This window comes from Kitasatospora sp. NPDC057965, from assembly GCF_042887135.1.
Classification (GTDB): Bacteria; Actinomycetota; Actinomycetes; order Streptomycetales; family Streptomycetaceae; genus Kitasatospora.
This window is the reverse complement of the sequence record NZ_JBHVPZ010000052.1, coordinates 15,648-31,588: the sequence shown is the minus strand read 5'-3', so window position 1 is coordinate 31,588 and position 15,941 is coordinate 15,648. Positions and strand designations below refer to the sequence as shown.

9 protein-coding genes and 1 pseudogene are annotated in these 15,941 nt (G+C 76.4%); 5 read left to right on the top strand and 5 right to left on the bottom strand.

The window, feature by feature from the left end; translation table 11 throughout:
* Nucleotides 1–410: 410 nt before the first annotated feature.
* Nucleotides 411–1,745, bottom strand: a pseudogene (locus ACFVVU_RS37605) (PP2C family protein-serine/threonine phosphatase); the annotation flags it as partial.
* A 146-nt stretch (nucleotides 1,746–1,891) separates the two neighbouring features.
* On the bottom strand, nucleotides 1,892–3,277 hold the full coding sequence (locus tag ACFVVU_RS37600; protein ID WP_387794278.1) for an NAD(P)/FAD-dependent oxidoreductase: 1,386 nt from the start codon (nucleotides 3,275–3,277) through the stop codon (nucleotides 1,892–1,894).
* A 534-nt stretch (nucleotides 3,278–3,811) separates the two neighbouring features.
* Here ACFVVU_RS37600 and ACFVVU_RS37595 point away from each other — a divergent pair.
* The gene (locus tag ACFVVU_RS37595) at nucleotides 3,812–4,855 is read left to right on the top strand and encodes a TetR/AcrR family transcriptional regulator (RefSeq protein ID WP_387794276.1); all 1,044 of its coding nucleotides are present in this window, start codon (nucleotides 3,812–3,814) and stop codon (nucleotides 4,853–4,855) included.
* Between the two features lie 515 nt (nucleotides 4,856–5,370).
* Complete coding sequence (locus tag ACFVVU_RS37590) at nucleotides 5,371–7,647, top strand: sigma-70 family RNA polymerase sigma factor (protein WP_387794275.1); 2,277 nt, start codon at nucleotides 5,371–5,373, stop codon at nucleotides 7,645–7,647.
* A 60-nt stretch (nucleotides 7,648–7,707) separates the two neighbouring features.
* Here the strand turns inward: ACFVVU_RS37590 and ACFVVU_RS37585 are convergent, their stop codons facing one another.
* From ACFVVU_RS37585 to ACFVVU_RS37575, 3 genes are all read right to left on the bottom strand, one after another.
* Nucleotides 7,708–8,412 (bottom strand): DsbA family oxidoreductase, encoded by a 705-nt coding sequence (locus ACFVVU_RS37585; RefSeq protein ID WP_387794274.1) that lies wholly within the window; start codon nucleotides 8,410–8,412, stop codon nucleotides 7,708–7,710.
* A gap of 96 nt (nucleotides 8,413–8,508) precedes the next feature.
* A complete protein-coding gene (locus tag ACFVVU_RS37580) occupies nucleotides 8,509–9,030 on the bottom strand; it encodes a universal stress protein (RefSeq protein WP_380688408.1) in 522 nt (173 codons plus the stop codon).
* 226 nt (nucleotides 9,031–9,256) lie between these two features.
* Complete coding sequence (locus tag ACFVVU_RS37575; RefSeq protein ID WP_387794272.1) at nucleotides 9,257–11,431, bottom strand: asparagine synthase-related protein; 2,175 nt, start codon at nucleotides 11,429–11,431, stop codon at nucleotides 9,257–9,259.
* A 734-nt stretch (nucleotides 11,432–12,165) separates the two neighbouring features.
* On the opposite strand from ACFVVU_RS37575, the gene ACFVVU_RS37570 reads away from it, so the two are divergent.
* From ACFVVU_RS37570 to trmB, 3 genes are all read left to right on the top strand, one after another.
* Nucleotides 12,166–13,593 (top strand): MFS transporter, encoded by a 1,428-nt coding sequence (locus tag ACFVVU_RS37570; RefSeq protein ID WP_380684445.1) that lies wholly within the window; start codon nucleotides 12,166–12,168, stop codon nucleotides 13,591–13,593.
* A gap of 153 nt (nucleotides 13,594–13,746) precedes the next feature.
* On the top strand, nucleotides 13,747–14,982 hold the full coding sequence (gene lhgO, locus ACFVVU_RS37565; protein WP_380684444.1) for an L-2-hydroxyglutarate oxidase: 1,236 nt from the start codon (nucleotides 13,747–13,749) through the stop codon (nucleotides 14,980–14,982).
* Nucleotides 14,983–15,085: 103 nt separating this feature from the next.
* Nucleotides 15,086–15,916, top strand: a complete 831-nt coding sequence (gene trmB / locus ACFVVU_RS37560) for a tRNA (guanosine(46)-N7)-methyltransferase TrmB (RefSeq protein ID WP_380684447.1) — start codon at nucleotides 15,086–15,088, stop codon at nucleotides 15,914–15,916.
* Nucleotides 15,917–15,941: the final 25 nt, after the last annotated feature.

Sequence of the window (15,941 nt, the reverse complement as noted above, 5' to 3'; positions counted from 1 at the left end):
TCACACCGGCCCTCCGGGCGCTTCGTTCTTTCGTGTTTCCAGCTTACCAGATGTTTTCCGTGCCGTTCCCGGCGCTTCCTTCATCCAACTCGCTGGTGTCTTCTGCGGCTTGACGCCCCGTCCGACGTTCCAAACTCTAACCGATCCCCGCTCCGAAAAGCGAATCCAGCCGCAATCCCCAAAAACAGGCACACCAAATAAACCCTGAGCCGGAACGCGTCGAAACAAATAACGACACGCCTCGGCCCGTAACCGGGAAGAGGTGGTTTTCAGAGGATTGGCTGCCCCGGGACCGTCCGCGCCGATGCGTGTCCGGTGCTCCCTGCCAGGCAGCTCGAAGAACACTAGACCTCTCGGGCTGCCGAGTCAAGCGCCGGTCTTCCTTCGGGGGACTGCTCGTCGTCCGACAGCTGGAAGACCAGCACGGCGACGTCGTCGTCGTGCTCGGAGGTGACCCCCATGGCCCGCAGCAGACGGGCGCAGACCACCTCGGGCGTGCCGACCGCGCCGCCGAGGGTGCGGGCGAGCTGGTCGAGGCCCTGGTCGATGTCCTCGTCACGACGTTCGACCAGGCCGTCCGTGTAGAGGACGCCGGTGGTGCCGGGCAGCAGTCGGAGGGTGTGCGAGACGTGGACGCCTCCCCCGGTCCCCAGCGGTGGGCCGTTCTGCTCCTCGCCGCGCAGGACGGTGCCGTCCGGGCAGCGCAGCAGGATCGGGAGGTGGCCGGCGGAGGCGTAGCCGAGGGTGCGGCGCTGCGGGTCCCAGACGGCGTAGGCGCAGGTGGCGATCTGGTTGGCGTCGATCTCCATGGCGAGGCCGTCGAGCAGGGTCATCACCTTGTGCGGGGGGAGGTCGAGCCGGGCGTAGGCGCGGACGGCGGTGCGGAGCTGGCCCATGACGGCGGCGGCGCGCAGGCCCCGGCCCATGACGTCGCCGATGACGAGGGCGGTACGGCCGCCGGCGATGGCGATGACGTCGTACCAGTCACCGCCGACCGCGGCCTCGGCCCCGCCGGGCTGGTAGGTGGCGGCGACCCGGAGGTCGGCCGGCTGGTCGAGCTTCTGCGGGAGGAGGCTGCGCTGGAGGGTGACGGCGGCCTCGCGGTGGCGGCGTTCGGATTCGCGCAGCCGGGCGGCGGCCAGCACCTGGTCGGTGACCTCGGCGGCGAAGACGAGGACGCCGGAGGTCGGGTCGTCGCTCGTTGGAGTGGAAAGTGCGGGGCGGCCGTCGGAGCCCGCACGGCCCGGGTCGCGGGTGAGGGGGACGCAGGAGACGTTGTAGTAGCGGTTGCCGGTGAGGCCGAGGATGCAGCGGGCCTTGACGCTGCGCGGGCTGCCGCCGCGGATCACCTGGTCCATCAGGGGCAGGACGCCGAGGGTGCCGAGCTCGGGCAGCGCGTCGCAGGCGGGCAGGCCGGTGGGGCGCTCGCCGAAGAGTTCGCGGTAGGCGCGGTTGGCGTAGCCGAGCTGGTGCAGCGGGCCGTAGGTGACCGCGACCGGGGCCGGGATGCGGTTGAGCACCTCGCGGAGGTCCTGGGGCCGGTGGGGGTCGAGCACGCCGGTGGGGTCGAGGGCGTCGGCGGTGTCGGTGGTGTCGGCTTGTCCGGCGGGACCGGTGGGGTCGCGGGGGCCGGGCACCACGACGGCGTCGCCGGACGGCGTGCCGCGGTCGGTGCCGGCCCCGGACGGCGGGGTGGCACGCCACGGGACTCCGGTGAGCCGGGCGCTCCAGCGCATGAGGTTCAAACGACGGCCGCTTCCTCGGGTTCCAGACATATCATCACTTTTCGTGCACTCGTCAGCACACGGGGTAATGACTCGGTCGGGCAGATCCTGTCAGGCGGAGGCCCGATTCCGGAAGTCGTCCGCGCCGGGCGGGCCCTCCGGGCGGCTCACGCCGGACGCTCGTCGGCCGGGGCCGCCCGCTCGGGCCGGCCGAGCGGGACGACCTCGCGGGGGAAGAACCCGGCCAGCACCCAGTCCACCAGGACCCGCACCCGCCGCTCGCTGCTCGGCAGCCGGCGCAGATGGCGGGCCCGGTGCAGCCACCAGGCGCGGCGCCCGGTGAGCCGTCCGCCGCGCCGGGTGTGGGCGACCGCCCGGCCCAGGCCCAGCGAGGTGGAACAGGCCGGGGCCTCGGGCCGGTACTCGGTGATGCCGGGCGCGTGCGGGCCGCCTTCCAGGGCGACCAGCACATTGGCGGCCAGCAGTCCGGCCTGCGCGAAGGCGTGCTGGGCGTTCGGCGCGCACGGCGCCCCGTCCGCGTGCGGGTCGGGCACGGCGGCGCAGTCCCCGGCGGCCCACGCTCCCGGCAGCGCGCGGCCGTCCGGGCCCAGCACCTGGAGGGTGGGCAGACAGCGGATCCGGCCGGCGGTGTCCAGCGGCAGATCGGTGTCGCGCAGCACCGGGTTCGGGCGGACCCCGGCCGTCCAGACCAGGGTGCGGGCGGCGAACCGGCTGCCGTCGGAGAGCGCCATGACCCCGCCGGCCGCCGACTCCAGGGTGGTGCGCAGTCGGACGTCGACGCTGCGCTCGCGCAGTTGGTCCAGGGTGTGGTCGGCGAGTTCGGGCGACTCCTCGGCGAGGATCCGGTCGGTGGCCTCGACCAGTACCCAGCGCAGATCCTCGGGAGCGATGTTGTGGTGGCCGCGGACGGCGTACCGGGCCATGTCCTCCAGCTCGGCCAGCGCGCCGACCCCCGCGTAGCCGGCCCCGACGAACACGAAGGTGAGCGCGGCCTGGCGGAGCCCCGGGTCGCGGGTGGTGGCGGCCAGGTCGAGCTGCTCCAGGACGTGGTTGCGCAGCCCGACGGCCTCGCCCACGGTGGAGAAGCCCCGGCCGTGCTCGGCCAGCCCGGGGACGGGCGCGGTGCGGGAGACCGCGCCGGGGGCGAGCACCAGGACGTCGTAGTCGAGTTCGACCGGCGCGGGCGGTTCGCCCCGGCCGGCGGCGTCGGCCCAGGCCCGGCGGGTGGCGTGCTCGATCCGGGTGATCCGGGCGGTCAGCACCTTGCACTCGGTGAGCTCGCGGCGCAGCGGCACCACCACGTGCCGGGGGTCGATGCTGCCGGCGGCGACCTCCGCGAGCAGCGGATGGTAGGTGAGGTAGGCCTGTGGCTCGACCACGGTGAGGTGGACCTCGCCCCGGCGCAGCCGCTCGCGCAGGCCGCGCTGGAGGTGCAGCGCCGCGGCCATGCCCGCGCAGCCGCCGCCGACGATCAGGATCCTGATGGCGCACCTCCTGTCGATGGGGCCCGGTGCCCGCCTTCGATCGGGCATGCCCCCATCACGCCCCCCAATAAAGGACCGTCGGCGCCGTCTTGTCCACCGTCCGTACCGTGACGGATGGGGCCGCTGGGGTCCGGCGGGGACAGATGTACTGCCGGGGTGAGTTTCTGACGCACTTTCGGCCTCGAACGGGCGTGAACTATGGTCGGATTGTGTGGCGGCGCGGCCACTGCCATGTCAACCGGCGGCGACGCACCGTGGAGCGGCCATTACGGCCAGTTCTAGTGTTGGCGGGAGAACCCGACTGCGGGACCGTGATCCGGGGAAGGGTAGTTCCCGGACAAGGCCCCGGACGGGCGCCGACACGCCGTGTCCGATCGCCTCGATCGGGCCGGCGGCGCCCGCCGGATCGGGGTCCGGGTGTTCTGCGCGTGGCCGCACCCGCGGTCGGGCGTCCCCGGGCGGCACCACCAACGGCACGAGCGATGGGTCATCGGTCATTTCTTTCAGGCGTAGCTGCACCGGGGGGTGCAGGGGCGGGCGACGACAGGGTCCGGAACCGGACGCCTGCGGGGGAGAGTTGGGATGATGGAACAGGAGCGACTGTTGGGGCGAGCGGGTGCGGCACACCCCGTCCAGGGCGTGGTGCCGGAGCAACGCGGGCCGGCCGAGCCACCCGGAGGTTCCGGTGCGGCCGACGTCCCCGGGCCGGCCGGGACGGCGTACACGGCGGTCCCGTACCGGGGCGGCGAGACGACGCAGGCCGGCGGACCCCCGTCGGGTGCGCGGCTGCGGGTCGACGCCCGCCGGAACCTGGAGAGCGTGCTGCGTGCGGCGCGTGAGGTGTTCGGCGAGTTCGGCTACGGCGCGCCGATGGAGGAGGTGGCGCGGCGGGCCGGGGTCGGCGTGGGCACGGTGTACCGGCGCTTCCCGAGCAAGGAGGTGCTGGTCCAGCGGATCGCGGCCGAGGAGGTCGCCTGGCTGACCGCCCAGGCGCGCGAGTCGCTGTACGGCGGCTCCGGCGCGTGGGAGGCGCTGGCCGGGTACCTGGCGCGCGCGGTGTCCACCGGGGCCGGGCGGCTGCTGCCGCCGGAGGCGTTCCGGTACGCCGAGGAGCTGGGGCGGGTGCCCGAGCAGCGTTCGCCGGAACCGGTGGGGCCGGTGGGCTCCGTCGGGTCGGTCGGGTCGATCGGCGGGTTCGGCGCCGTGCTGTACGAGCCGCTGCGCGGCGAGACGGCGGCGTCCCGCGGGTTCCCGGACTCCGGGGTCCGGGCGAGCGAGGCCGAGGCCGCGGCGCTGGTGGCCGACGCCGACCCGAGGCTGCTGCTGCAGTTACTCGCGGCGCTGGTCGCGCGGGCGGGTGCGGCCGGTGAGCTGCGGCCCGGGGTCACCGTCGCGGACGTGGTGCTGGTGCTGACGGCGTCCGTGCCGGTGCACGCGTGGCGCGGCGCCCCGGCGGGCGGTGCCGGGGCCGGGACGGTCCCGGGGGCCGTCGGCCCGGGTGCGGTGGGCCCGGCGGCCGGGGAGGCACTTCAGCCGGCCGTTGGTGGGCAGACGGACGGTCAACCCGTCGAAGGCCCGTCGGACCGGCTGCTGCAGATCCTGCTCGACGGCCTGCGGGCCCGCTGAACGCCACCCCGCCGGACGATCACCGTCCGCTGCGGGCAAGGAGGTTGGGGAACCGGGCGGCGCGTGGAACAGGGTCGCGCGCCCGGCGTGAGCAATGTCCCCCAGGATGCCGCGCGGCAGGCGAACACATCCGCGACGGCCCCACGGAAGAGTGGGTCACGGCCGGTCCGGCTACCGCCCAACTCTGCCCTATGCCATCCTTTGCCCGTGGTTGGAGCCAATGTCCCGATGCGCGCCGTTCGCGTGCCCTCGGCGCCGTGCAGCAGGAGCTCGTGCGCCCACGCACTCCCGCGCGCCCTGCCACACTACGGGGGCTGTCGTGGAATCTGGGGTCCGTTGTGAGCGCCGAGGAACAGAACGACTACGGATACGGCCTCGACTTCGGCCGGTCCGCCGGGACCGGGCCCGACCGGGGGGCCGACTGGAGGTCCAGCGGTCCGGGCACCGATGCCGGAGGCCCCGGCGGCGGATCGGCGGCCGGTTCGCCGGCGTCCGGACAGATGCAATCGGGACAGGTGCAGTCGGGGCAGGTCCACTCGGGTCAGGCCCACTCCGGGCTGCCGGCGGGCCAGGTGCCCGACCAGGCCGGGATGCCCAGCCGTGAGACCCTCTCCGCCTCCGCCGCCGCGTTCCCCCAGGGCCGCGTCCCCGGGCAGGCCCCCGCCGGGCGCGGCGGCGTCACCCCGGAGGCCTTCGTCGGCCCCGGTGCCCCGACGCGCCCCACCGTGCCCGCGCCCGCCGATCCGGTCGACGGTGAACGGCCGCCCTCCGATGCCGAGTTGACCGCGCTCGTGCGGGCCGGTGACGACAGCGCGTACGAGGAGATCTACCGCCGGCACGTCGACTCGGTGCGCCGCTACGCCCGGACCTGCTGCCGCGACAGCTTCACCGCCGAGGACCTGGCCGGCGAGGTGTTCGCGCGCACCCTGCAGGCGCTGAAGGCGGGCAAGGGGCCGGAGTTCGCCGTCCGCGCCTACCTGCTGACCGCCGTGCGGAACGTCGCCGCGGCCTGGACCCGCAGCGAGCGGCGCGAGCAACTCGTCGACGACTTCAGCGTGTTCGCGCAGACCTCGGCCGCCGTCGTCGACCTCGACCTGGCCGACCCGGGCGCCGACGCCTGGGCGATGGCGATGGCCGACCAGCGCATGGTGATGCAGGCCTACGCCGAACTCCCCGAGGACGACCGGATGGTGCTCTGGCACACCGAGGTCGAGCGGGAGTCGCCGAAGACCGTGTCGGTGATGCTCGGCAAGACCGCCAACGCGACCGCCGTCCAGGCCCACCGGGCCCGCGACCGGCTCGCCGCCGGCTTCCTGCAGGCCCACGTCTCGGGCAGCCAGGCCCGGGACTGCGAGGCGTACGCCAACCGGCTCGGCGCGTACGCGCGCGGCTCGCTGCGCAAGCGCGCCTCGGCGGAGGTCGGGCGGCACCTCAAGGAGTGCGACCGGTGCACGGCCGCCTGCCTGGAGCTGTCCGAGATCAACCACGGGCTGCGCGCGCTGCTGCCCGGTGGGGTGCTGGTCTGGATCGGCGTGGGCGGTGCCGGTGCCGCCGCGGCCGCCGTGGGCGGGGCGGCGGTGGTCGGCGGCGCGGCCGCCGGAACCGCGACCGCCACGACGGGCGGCACGGCGACGACGGGAGCGACGAGCGGTGCCGCCGCGGGTGCGGCGGGAAGCGCGGGTGGGGCCGCGGGTGGAGCCGGGGCCGCCGGTGGCGGCGGTGCGGGCGCGGGCGCGGGTGCCGGTGCGGCCGGGGAGGGCCTGGGCACCGCGGCCAAGGCCGGTGTCGTCGCCGCGATCGCGGTGGCCGCCGCGGCCGTCGCCGCGTACGCGCTCACCGGCTCGCCCGAGCCCAAGCCCCCGGTGGCCGCTCCCCCGGCGTCCGCCCCGGCCGCGCCCGCGCCGTCGGCCCCCGCGCCCGGGGCGGCGGCCCAGGAACCGGCGCCGCAGCCGGACCCGGCCGGCCCCGAGCCGGGCTCCGTGCAGGAGCCCGCGCAGGAGCCCGCCCCCTCGCCGTCCGCGTCCGCGTCCGCGGCACCCGGCACGACGCCCAGGCCCGCCCCGCCGGCCGCATCAGGCACGCCGTCGGCCGGTCCGGCGGCGGCCTCGCCGACGACCGCGCGCACGACGGCCACACCCACCCCGACGCCGACGTCGGCGCTCTCGCCGACCCCGACGCCGAGCCCGTCGCAGAGCCCGGTCCTGGTGATCCCGCAGCCGAGCCTGCCGCCGCTGCCCACGCCCGAACCACCGGTCATCCCGACGCCCCAGCCGCCGGTGATCCCGACGCCCAGCCCCACGGCGAACGTGCCGACGGTGGTCCCCACGACTCCGCCGCCACCGGCCGACTTCTGGGCCGACGGCCTGCCGGTGTTCAAGCCCGGCAACAACCGGGTGCCCCCGCCGCAGCCGAGCATCCGGCAGAAGGGGAGCGACTGGTTCTGGCAGCGGGACGACGTGTCGATCGGGGGCACCGAGCACCGGCACGGCCTCTCCGTGCACGCCCCGGCGGCCACGCTGATCGACCTCAACCGCATCTGCACGTCCTTCGACGCGGTGGCCGGGATGGACGACCTGAGCGTGACCCTCGGCGGCGTGGTGTTCTCGGTCCAGGGCGACGACGGGCGGACGCTGTGGAGTTCGCGCACGCTGCGGGCGGGCGATGCGGCGGTGCCGGTGCACGTGCCGCTGGACGGACAGAAGTCGATCAAGCTGGTGGTGACGCCGGTGAACGGCATCTGGTCGGCGCTGAACATGGCCGACTGGGCCGAGGCCCGCTTCAGGTGCGTCTGACCGTCTGAAGCGGGCCTCGGGGGCGGCCCGGCCGGGGCCGCCCGGATGGATGCGGGCGGCTCAGATGGCGCAGGAGCCGTCCGCGCAGGCCTCGCCGGCCGGGGCGACCTGCACCGGCGCGGGCCGGCGCTCGCCGATCTCGGTGGCGACCTGCTCCAGCACCCGGCGGAAGGTCTCGGCCTCCTGACCGCCCTGGACGGCCCACTTGCCCTCGAAGACGAAGGTCGGCACGGCGGTGATGCCCAGCTCGCGGGCCTCGGCCAGCTGCGCGCGGACCTCGGCGGCGCCCTCGTCCCCCGCGAGGTAGGCGGCCACCCGGTCGCGGTCCAGACCCGCCCCGACGGCGACCTCGGTGAGCGCGTCACGGTCGCCGACGTCCACGCCGTCGGTGAAGTGCGCCTTGAGCAGGGCCTCCTTGAGACGGCCCTGGGCGGCCGCGCCGTACTCGGTCTCGGCGAGGTGCAGCAGGCGGTGGCCGAGGAAGGTGTTGGCGTGCAGGGCGGCGTCGAAGTCGTAGGTGATGCCCTCGGTGCGGCCCAGCTCGGCCACCCGGGCGTCCATCGCGACCGACTGCGGGCCGTAGCGCTCGGCCAGCCACTCCCGGTGCGGGCCGGCGGTGGCCGGCGCGTCCGGCACCAGCTGGTACGGCCGGTAGACCACCTCGACGTTCTCCTTGCCCGCGAAGCCGTCGAGCGCCTGCTCGAAGCGGCGCTTGCCGATGTAGCACCAGGGGCAGGCGATGTCGGAGTAGATCTCGACCTTCATGACGGGGGCTCCAGGAAGTGGGGAGGGAGTACGGTCCGAAATTGGTGAACGGTGAACCATCTCGGGGCATTCCCGGCGTCCGGCGGCTCCCGGCGCTCAGCTCTCGGGCGGGGCGGGGACGACCAGCACGGGGCAGGCGGCGTGGTGGACGACGGCGCTGCCGACCGAACCGAGGAGGAGGCGGGTGAAGCCGCCGTTGCCCCGGGTGCCCAGCACCAGGGTGTGCTGGCGGGCCGAGGCGGCCAGCAGCACCTCGATCACGTTGCCGAGCACCACGTGCAGCGACATCTCGGCGGTGCACGGGTGGGGGCGGGCCCGCTGGACGGCGGTCACCGAGCGGCGCACGCCGTCGGCCATCGACTCGACCAGGGTCTCCACGCTCTCCTGGACCAGCTCGGCCATCCCCGGCGGGTAGCCGGCGGGCGCCGGGTTGACCACGGCGAGCACGTACAGGGGCAGGCCGTGCGCCTCGGCCTCGGTCATCGCCCGTTCCAGTGCCCAGAGCGAACCGTCCGACCCGTCGCACGCCGCGAGCACTCCCGGCGGGCGCCCCGTCGGCGGCCGCCCGAGCACCGGGAGCACGACGGGGACGGACGGATCCGGACTGGCACTGGTCACCAGGACCTCCGTGGATGCGGGAGAGGGGAAGGGGCGGAACGCCCCGCCATGATCGCCGCCCGACCCCCGCCCCACCCCGAGCCGCGCCGAACGAACCCGCGAGGCACGACGCAACGCACCGACCGCACAGGAAGTCGGACCGGCCGACTTCCCACTCCGCACGCGCGGGGCCGGGCACCGGAAATCAGTGGACCGGTCGGCATATCCGGTCCGCATATTTCGGGGGTCAGGGAAAGCGGGTGGGGGTGAGGGCGGGATGGGTGGGGCGGGGGAGGCCGGTCCAGCAGGCGCCGTGGCGGCGGGCGCGGATGCGGCGGAGCCAGAGTTCGGTGGCGACCAGGTCGGCGAGGCCGGCGAGGGTGGCCGGCGGGAGGGGGGCGGCCTGGTCGGCGGCGCGGGTGAGGGCGGCGCGGACGGCGGGGAGGTCGATCAGGCCGGCCTCCGCGAGCAGGGGGGCGTCGAAGAGTTCGGCCAGGCCGTCGGCGGCGAGCCGTAGACCCGCCCGGGCGGGGGCGGCGCGGTCGGGGCGGGGCCCGCGTCCCCAGTCGGGCGGCAGGTCGGTGCGCCCGGTGCCGGCCAGGACGGATCGCAGCAGCGCGTGCCGGGCTCCGGGCTGGAGGCGGACGTCGTCCGGGAGCAGCCGGGCGGCGCGCACCACCTGGTTGTCGAGGAAGGGCGCGTGCAGGCGCTGCCCGGGCTGTTCGGTGGCGTGCACCAGCGTGCGGAAGCCGCGCGCGTGCCGGTGGAGGGCGTGCCGGGCCCGGTACGCGCCTGGGTGTTCCCCAGGCGCCGGTTCGCGCGCCGCCAGACGCAGCCGCAGTGCGACGGCGGAGAGCGCCTCGTCGGACAGCCAGCGGGCGGCCGGCCCCGGGACCACCCAGGCGAGGTCGTCCGCCGAGCGGGTGCCCGCCGTACCGCCGCCGTCGGGGCTGCGGCGCAGGGTCAGCTTCACGGCCGTGTCGTCGAGCGCGTCCGCGTACCGGCTGCGGGCGAGCCGGTGAGCGGCGCGCAGCACGGTGAGCGGGGTCCGCAGCGCGCCCGCGAGGACACCGGCGGCGGCCCGGTCGGCGCCCGCCAACGCGGCCACCGGGGAAAGGAGTTCGCGCGCCCGGCCGGCCCGGACCAGGTCGGCCAGCCGGGCCGGGTGCCCGTCCAGGACGTGCCGGGCGCCGTGGCCGGTGAGGTGCTCGGTGCCGCCCGCCTCGAACCGGGCCCCGGCCCAGGCCGCGGCGACGAGTTCCGGCCCGGGCTCGTCGGTGAGCCGCCCGGCCGTCGGGTCGGCGCGCAGGTCCGCGTAGGGGAGGGTGTCCGGGCCGGTGGCGAGCACGATGTGGCGCAGTCGCGGCACGTCCGGGGCGGCGGGGGCGGCGGTGTCGCCGGAGGTGATGGCGGCGACCGGCTCGGGGGCGGTCCGCGGTCGGCCGGCGGCGCGGGCCCAGGAGCCCTTCACGGCCCCGGTGCGCACGACCGTCGGCCGGCCGGCGTCCGGCCCCGGCGGCGCCGCCGGTCCGGACTCGGCGGGCGGCGGCCCGGGCTGCCGCGGGACGCCGGCGGCGAGCGGGACGGCGGCGGCGAGCAGGGCGACGGTGGCCGACGCCGGCCCGTACGAGAGGTCGACGCCGAGCCGGGCCCGCCCCGGCGGCCCGGCCGGGCTGCTGCGGACCCGGAAGCGGACCGATTCCAGCAGCGCCCGGGTGAGTTCCCGGACGGCCGCCGCCTCGCCGCGCCCGCGCGCCCCGCCGGCACCCGGCTCGTCGTACCCGGAGAGGTACGGCCGCCCGTCGCGCAGTCCCAGCGCGTGCCCGGGCGGCACCCGCTGCACGCCGAGGTAGGGCGTGCCGGTGCCGAGTGCCTCCGGTGCCTCGGGGCAGGCCAGCCGGGCGGCGAGGTGGCCGGTGTCCAGCGGTGCGCCGATCAGGTCGGCGAGCGGCAGGGCGGCGGTGGCGTACGCGGTGCCGCCGCCCCAGGGGGTGTGGAAGACCGGCCGGGCGCCGGCCAGGTCGGTGAGCAGCACCGTGGAGCGGGTGCCGCTGCGCAGCACCACGGTGTAGCCGCCGGGCCAGGCGGTGAGGTGGCGGACGGCGCCGCCGCGGGCGGCGGCCAGGCCGGCGGCGAGCTCGGCGTCGGTGGCGCCGCAGTGGCCCAGGACGGCGAGCCGCAGCACGGCGGGGCCGGCCTCGACCGGGTCCGGGCCGGTGGGGCCGGTGGTGACGACGGCGGGGGCGCCGGGTCTGAGGGTGACCAGGCGGATCTCCTCGGGCCGCCAGTCGCCGACGGCCCAGAGCGGGTCGGGCCCGCTCCACAGGGGGCGCGCGGCGATCGGAGCGACCGCACCGGGCGGCTGGTGCGCCGGCGCACCCGGTCGGGGCGCGCCCGTGCACCAGCCCGTCAGCCACCGCATCGCGCCTCCACCGCACGAGGACCAGCACCGCGCGGTGCGCCCGTCAGCGGGCGGTCCCCCTGGTCGGCCCGTGGCGCACCGTCAGAAGACATGGTGCCACCGGTCGCGCTCCCGGTGACCGGAGTTGTCGTTTCCGGTACGCCCCCGGGCGGGCGGGTGCGCCGTCCGGCACGCGGCGTCGAACGCCCGGACGAGACTCGGACGCCCCCCGGACAACACCCCGGACGGGCCGCCCTGTTGGGGCGGGCCGGGCCTCCCCCTCCTCGGCCCGGACCGCCCTCCGCGACGCCCTGTCATGGCCATCGCGAAATGGCCGAAAGACGCCGCTCGGCCCGGGAGGGCATCCGCATGCCCTCCCGGACGGCGCCACCGCCCGCGGGGATGTAGGCGGTGGCATCCCCCGGCCCGCCGGGTCCTCGACGGCGGGCCGACCCACGACCACCAGCGAATCGCCGACCAGCCGGTCGGGCCAGGGGGCACGGCCGGGCGCACATCGACACGGGACCGGAGCACGACGCTCCGGCGCGCCGCCCGGACACCCTCGGACGGCCGGATCCGGGCGGTCCGCGCCGAGCCGCCGGACCGCCCGGGCGCCGGGCCCGGGCGCGCGATCCCGCCATCCGGAATGCGGCCTCTTAACCGTCGGAACGCGTCCGACTACTCTAGGTACAGCAGCTACGGCCCGGTGCCGCCCGGGCCCCGCGCACAAGGCCGCAGGAGGTGCCCCCGCCACCATGACCGTCAGCCCACGAGGACCGAACGAACGGCTCGGCACGCTCCTGACGCTCGCCCAGATCAGCAACGCGGGGCTGGCCCGCCGCGTCAACGACCTCGGCGCACAACGCGGGTTGACGCTCCGCTACGACAAGACCTCGGTGGCCCGCTGGGTCAGCAAGGGCATGGTGCCGCAGGGGCCCGTCCCGCACCTGATCGCCACCGCCATCGGCGGCAAGCTCGGCCGGCCGGTACCGCTGGAGGAGATCGGCCTCGGCGACACCGACCCGGCGCCCGAACTCGGCCTCGCCTTCCCGCGCGAGGTCCCCGACGCGGTGCGCTCCGCCACCGACCTCTGGCGGGTCGACCTCGACCTGCGGCGCGGCCCCGGCGGCGGGCGCTGGAGCGACAGCCTGGCCGGCACCTTCTCGGTCGCCGCGTACGCGACCCCGGTCTCCCGCTGGCTGATCACCCCCGCCGACGGCTCGGTGGCCCGCGACGTGCCGCGCTCCCCCGCCGAGGCCGGCTCGTACCGGGTCGGCCACTCGGACGCCGCCAAGCTCCGCGAGGCCGCCCAGGAGGCCCGCCGCTGGGACTCCAAGTACGGTGGCGGGGACTGGCGTTCGTCGATGGTGCCGGAGTGCCTGCGGGTCGAGGCGGCACCGCTGCTGCTGGCCTCGTACAGCGACGCGGTGGGCCGGGCGCTGTTCGGCGCGACGGCCGAACTCACCCGGCTGGCCGGGTGGATGGCCTTCGACACCGGCCAGCACGAGGCCGCCCAGCGCTACTACATCCAGGCCCTGCGGCTCGCCCGGGCCGCCGCGGACGTCCCGCTCGGCGGCTACGTGCTGGCCTCGATGAGCCTGCAGGCCGGGTACCGGGGCTTCGCCGAGGAGGCCGTGGACCTCGCCCAGGCCGCCCTGGAGCGCAACCGGGGCCTGGCCACCGCCCGGACGATGAGCTTCTTCCACCTGGTCGAGGCACGGGCCCAGGCCAAGGCGCGGAACGCGGCGGCGTGCGCGACGGCGCTCGGGGCGGCGGAGAGCGCGCTGGAGCGGGCGCGCGCCGGGGATCCCGATCCGGCGTGGATCGACTTCTACGCCTACGACCGGCTCGCCGCCGACGCCGCCGAGTGCTTCCGCGACCTCGGTGTGCCCTCCAAGGTCCGCCAGTTCACCCGCGAGGCGCTGGCCCGGCCCACCGAGGGGTTCGTCCGCTCGCACGGCCTGCGGCTGGTGGTCTCCGCGATGGCCGAGGCCGAGGCGGGCAACCTCGACGCGGCGGTCGCGGCGGGCGAGCGCGCCGTCGACGTGGCCGGGCGGATCTCCTCGCAGCGCAGCCGCGAGTACGTGGTGGAGATGCTGCGCCGGCTGGAGCCGTTCCAGGGCGAGCGCCGCGTCCGCGAGTTGACCGAACGGGCCCGCGCGGTGATCGTCGCCCCGGCCTGACCGTCGGCGTGACCGTCGGCCCGGCCGAGAGCCCCGCCGACGCCCCCGCCGACGCCCCCGCCGAGGGCCTCGCCCCCTCGACCGGCCCCCGCCGGCATGGCAGCATCGCGGACGGACGGGGACGGTCGGACGAGGCGAGGCGAGGAGCGGGCCGTGCGGTACGACGTCGACGTACTGGTGGTGGGGGGCGGGATCGTCGGGCTCGGCACGGCGTACGCGCTGACCGTGGCCCGGCCCGGGCTGCGGCTCACCGTCCTGGAGAAGGAGCCCGGCCTGGCCGCCCACCAGACCGGGCACAACAGCGGGGTGATCCACAGCGGCGTCTACTACCGGCCGGGTTCCCTCAAGGCCCGCTACGCGGTGGCCGGCGCCGCCGAGATGGTGGAGTTCTGCCGCGCCCACGCCATCCCGCACGAGGTCACCGGGAAGCTGATCGTCGCCACCGGGCCCGCCGAACTGGACCGGCTGCGCACCCTGGCCGAACGCGGCCGGGCCAACGGCATCCCGGTCACCGAACTGGACCGCCGGGGCATCGCCGCCCACGAGCCGCAGGTCACCGGCATCGCCGGGCTGCACATCGGGACCACCGGCATCTGCGACTTCCCGGCCGTGGCCGCCGCCTACGCGCGGCTGGCCCGCGAGGCCGGGGCGGAGATCCGCACCGGGGCCGAGCTGCGGGCGGTCGCCCGACGGGCCGACGGCGTCACCGTGCAGACCTCGGCGGGCGAGCTGCGCTGCCGGGTCCTGGTGAACTGCGCGGGCCTGCACAGCGACCGGATCGCCCGGCTGGCCGGTGACGACCCCGGGGTGCGGATCGTGCCGTTCCGCGGCGAGTACTACGAACTCGTCAAGGAGCGGCGGGAGTTGGTCCGTGGACTGGTCTATCCGGTACCCGACCCGGCCTTCCCGTTCCTGGGCGTCCACCTGACCCGCGGCGTGCACGGGGACGTGCACGTCGGCCCCAACGCGGTGCCGGCGCTGGCCCGCGAGGGCTACGACTGGCGCACCGTGCGCCCGCGCGACCTCGCCGGCACGGTCGCCTTCCCCGGCACCTGGCAGATAGCCCGCCGGCACTGGCGCTACGAGGTGGGCGAACTGCACCGCTCGCTGTCCAAGCGGGCGTTCACCGCCGCCGTCCGGCGACTGCTGCCGGCCGTCACGGCGGCCGACCTGGTCCGGGCCGGGGCCGGCGTCCGCGCCCAGGCGGTGGCCCGGGACGGCTCGCTGCTGGACGACTTCGCCTTCGCCGGCTTCGACCCGGACGACCCGCGCTCCACCCGCCGCCTGGTGCACGTGCTGAACGCGCCCTCCCCGGCGGCGACCGCCTCGCTGCCGATCGGCCGGGAGGTGGCCCGCCGGGCGCTGGCCGCGCTGGAGGCGGGCGGCTGAGGGCGGCCGCGGCGACGGCGGACCCGGCGGACGTGAGGGCGGACGTGGGGACCGTCACAGGGCCTGCGGCCCGCGCCCGACGGCCCCGTAGACTCGGGTGATTGTGACTGCCACCGCCCCGATCCCCCAGCCATCGCCCTCCGCCCGGCTCTCCGCGGCGCCCGCCGCGTACCCCGCGCCGATGTACCCGCACAAGGCCACCGAGGCCCAGCACAGCGAGCGGCGCATCCGCAGCTTCCAGCCGCGCCGGGGCCGGATGACCAACGCCCAGGCGGGCGCGCTGGACCGGGGCTGGGAGAAGTACGGCATAGCGATCGACGGCACCCCGCTCGACCTGCCCGCGCTGTTCGACGGCCTGCCGGTCACCCTGGAGATCGGCTTCGGCATGGGCGAGACCACCGCCGCGATGGCCGCCGCCGACCCCGCGACGGGCATCCTGGCCGCCGACGTCCACACCCCCGGCCACGGCAACCTGCTCGGCCTGCTGGAGCGCGACGGCAGCACCAACGTCCGCCCGGCCGCCGGTGACGCCGTGATCCTGCTGCGCGACATGCTGTCCGACGCCTCGCTGGCCGGTCTGCGGGTCTACTTCGCCGACCCGTGGCCCAAGCCCAAGCACCACAAGCGCCGTCTGATCCAGCCCTCCTTCCTGGAACTGGTCCTCCCCCGGCTGGCCCCCGGCGCGCTGGTGCACTGCGCCACCGACTGGGAGCCGTACGCCGAGCAGATGCTCGACGTGCTGTCCGCCTCGCCGGAGCTGGAGAACCTGCACCCCGAGGGCGACGGCACCGGCTGGCTGGAGCCGGCCGACCACCCGGACGGCTCCGTCCCCGGCTACGCGCCGCGACCGGCCTGGCGCCCGGTCACCAAGTTCGAACGGGCCGGCATCGCCAAGGGCCACGTGGTGCACGACCTGCTGTTCCGCCGCCGCTGAGCCTCCGCCGGGCGTTCGACCCGGC

Coding starts and splice junctions, on each gene's coding strand:
- ACFVVU_RS37600 (WP_387794278.1), bottom strand. CDS start 3,277: ATGCCCGATCGAAGGCGGGCACCGGGCCCCATCGACAGGAGGTGCGCC.
- ACFVVU_RS37595 (WP_387794276.1), top strand. CDS start 3,812: ATGATGGAACAGGAGCGACTGTTGGGGCGAGCGGGTGCGGCACACCCC.
- ACFVVU_RS37585 (WP_387794274.1), bottom strand. CDS start 8,412: ATGAAGGTCGAGATCTACTCCGACATCGCCTGCCCCTGGTGCTACATC.
- ACFVVU_RS37575 (WP_387794272.1), bottom strand. CDS start 11,431: ATGCGGTGGCTGACGGGCTGGTGCACGGGCGCGCCCCGACCGGGTGCG.
- ACFVVU_RS37570 (WP_380684445.1), top strand. CDS start 12,166: ATGACCGTCAGCCCACGAGGACCGAACGAACGGCTCGGCACGCTCCTG.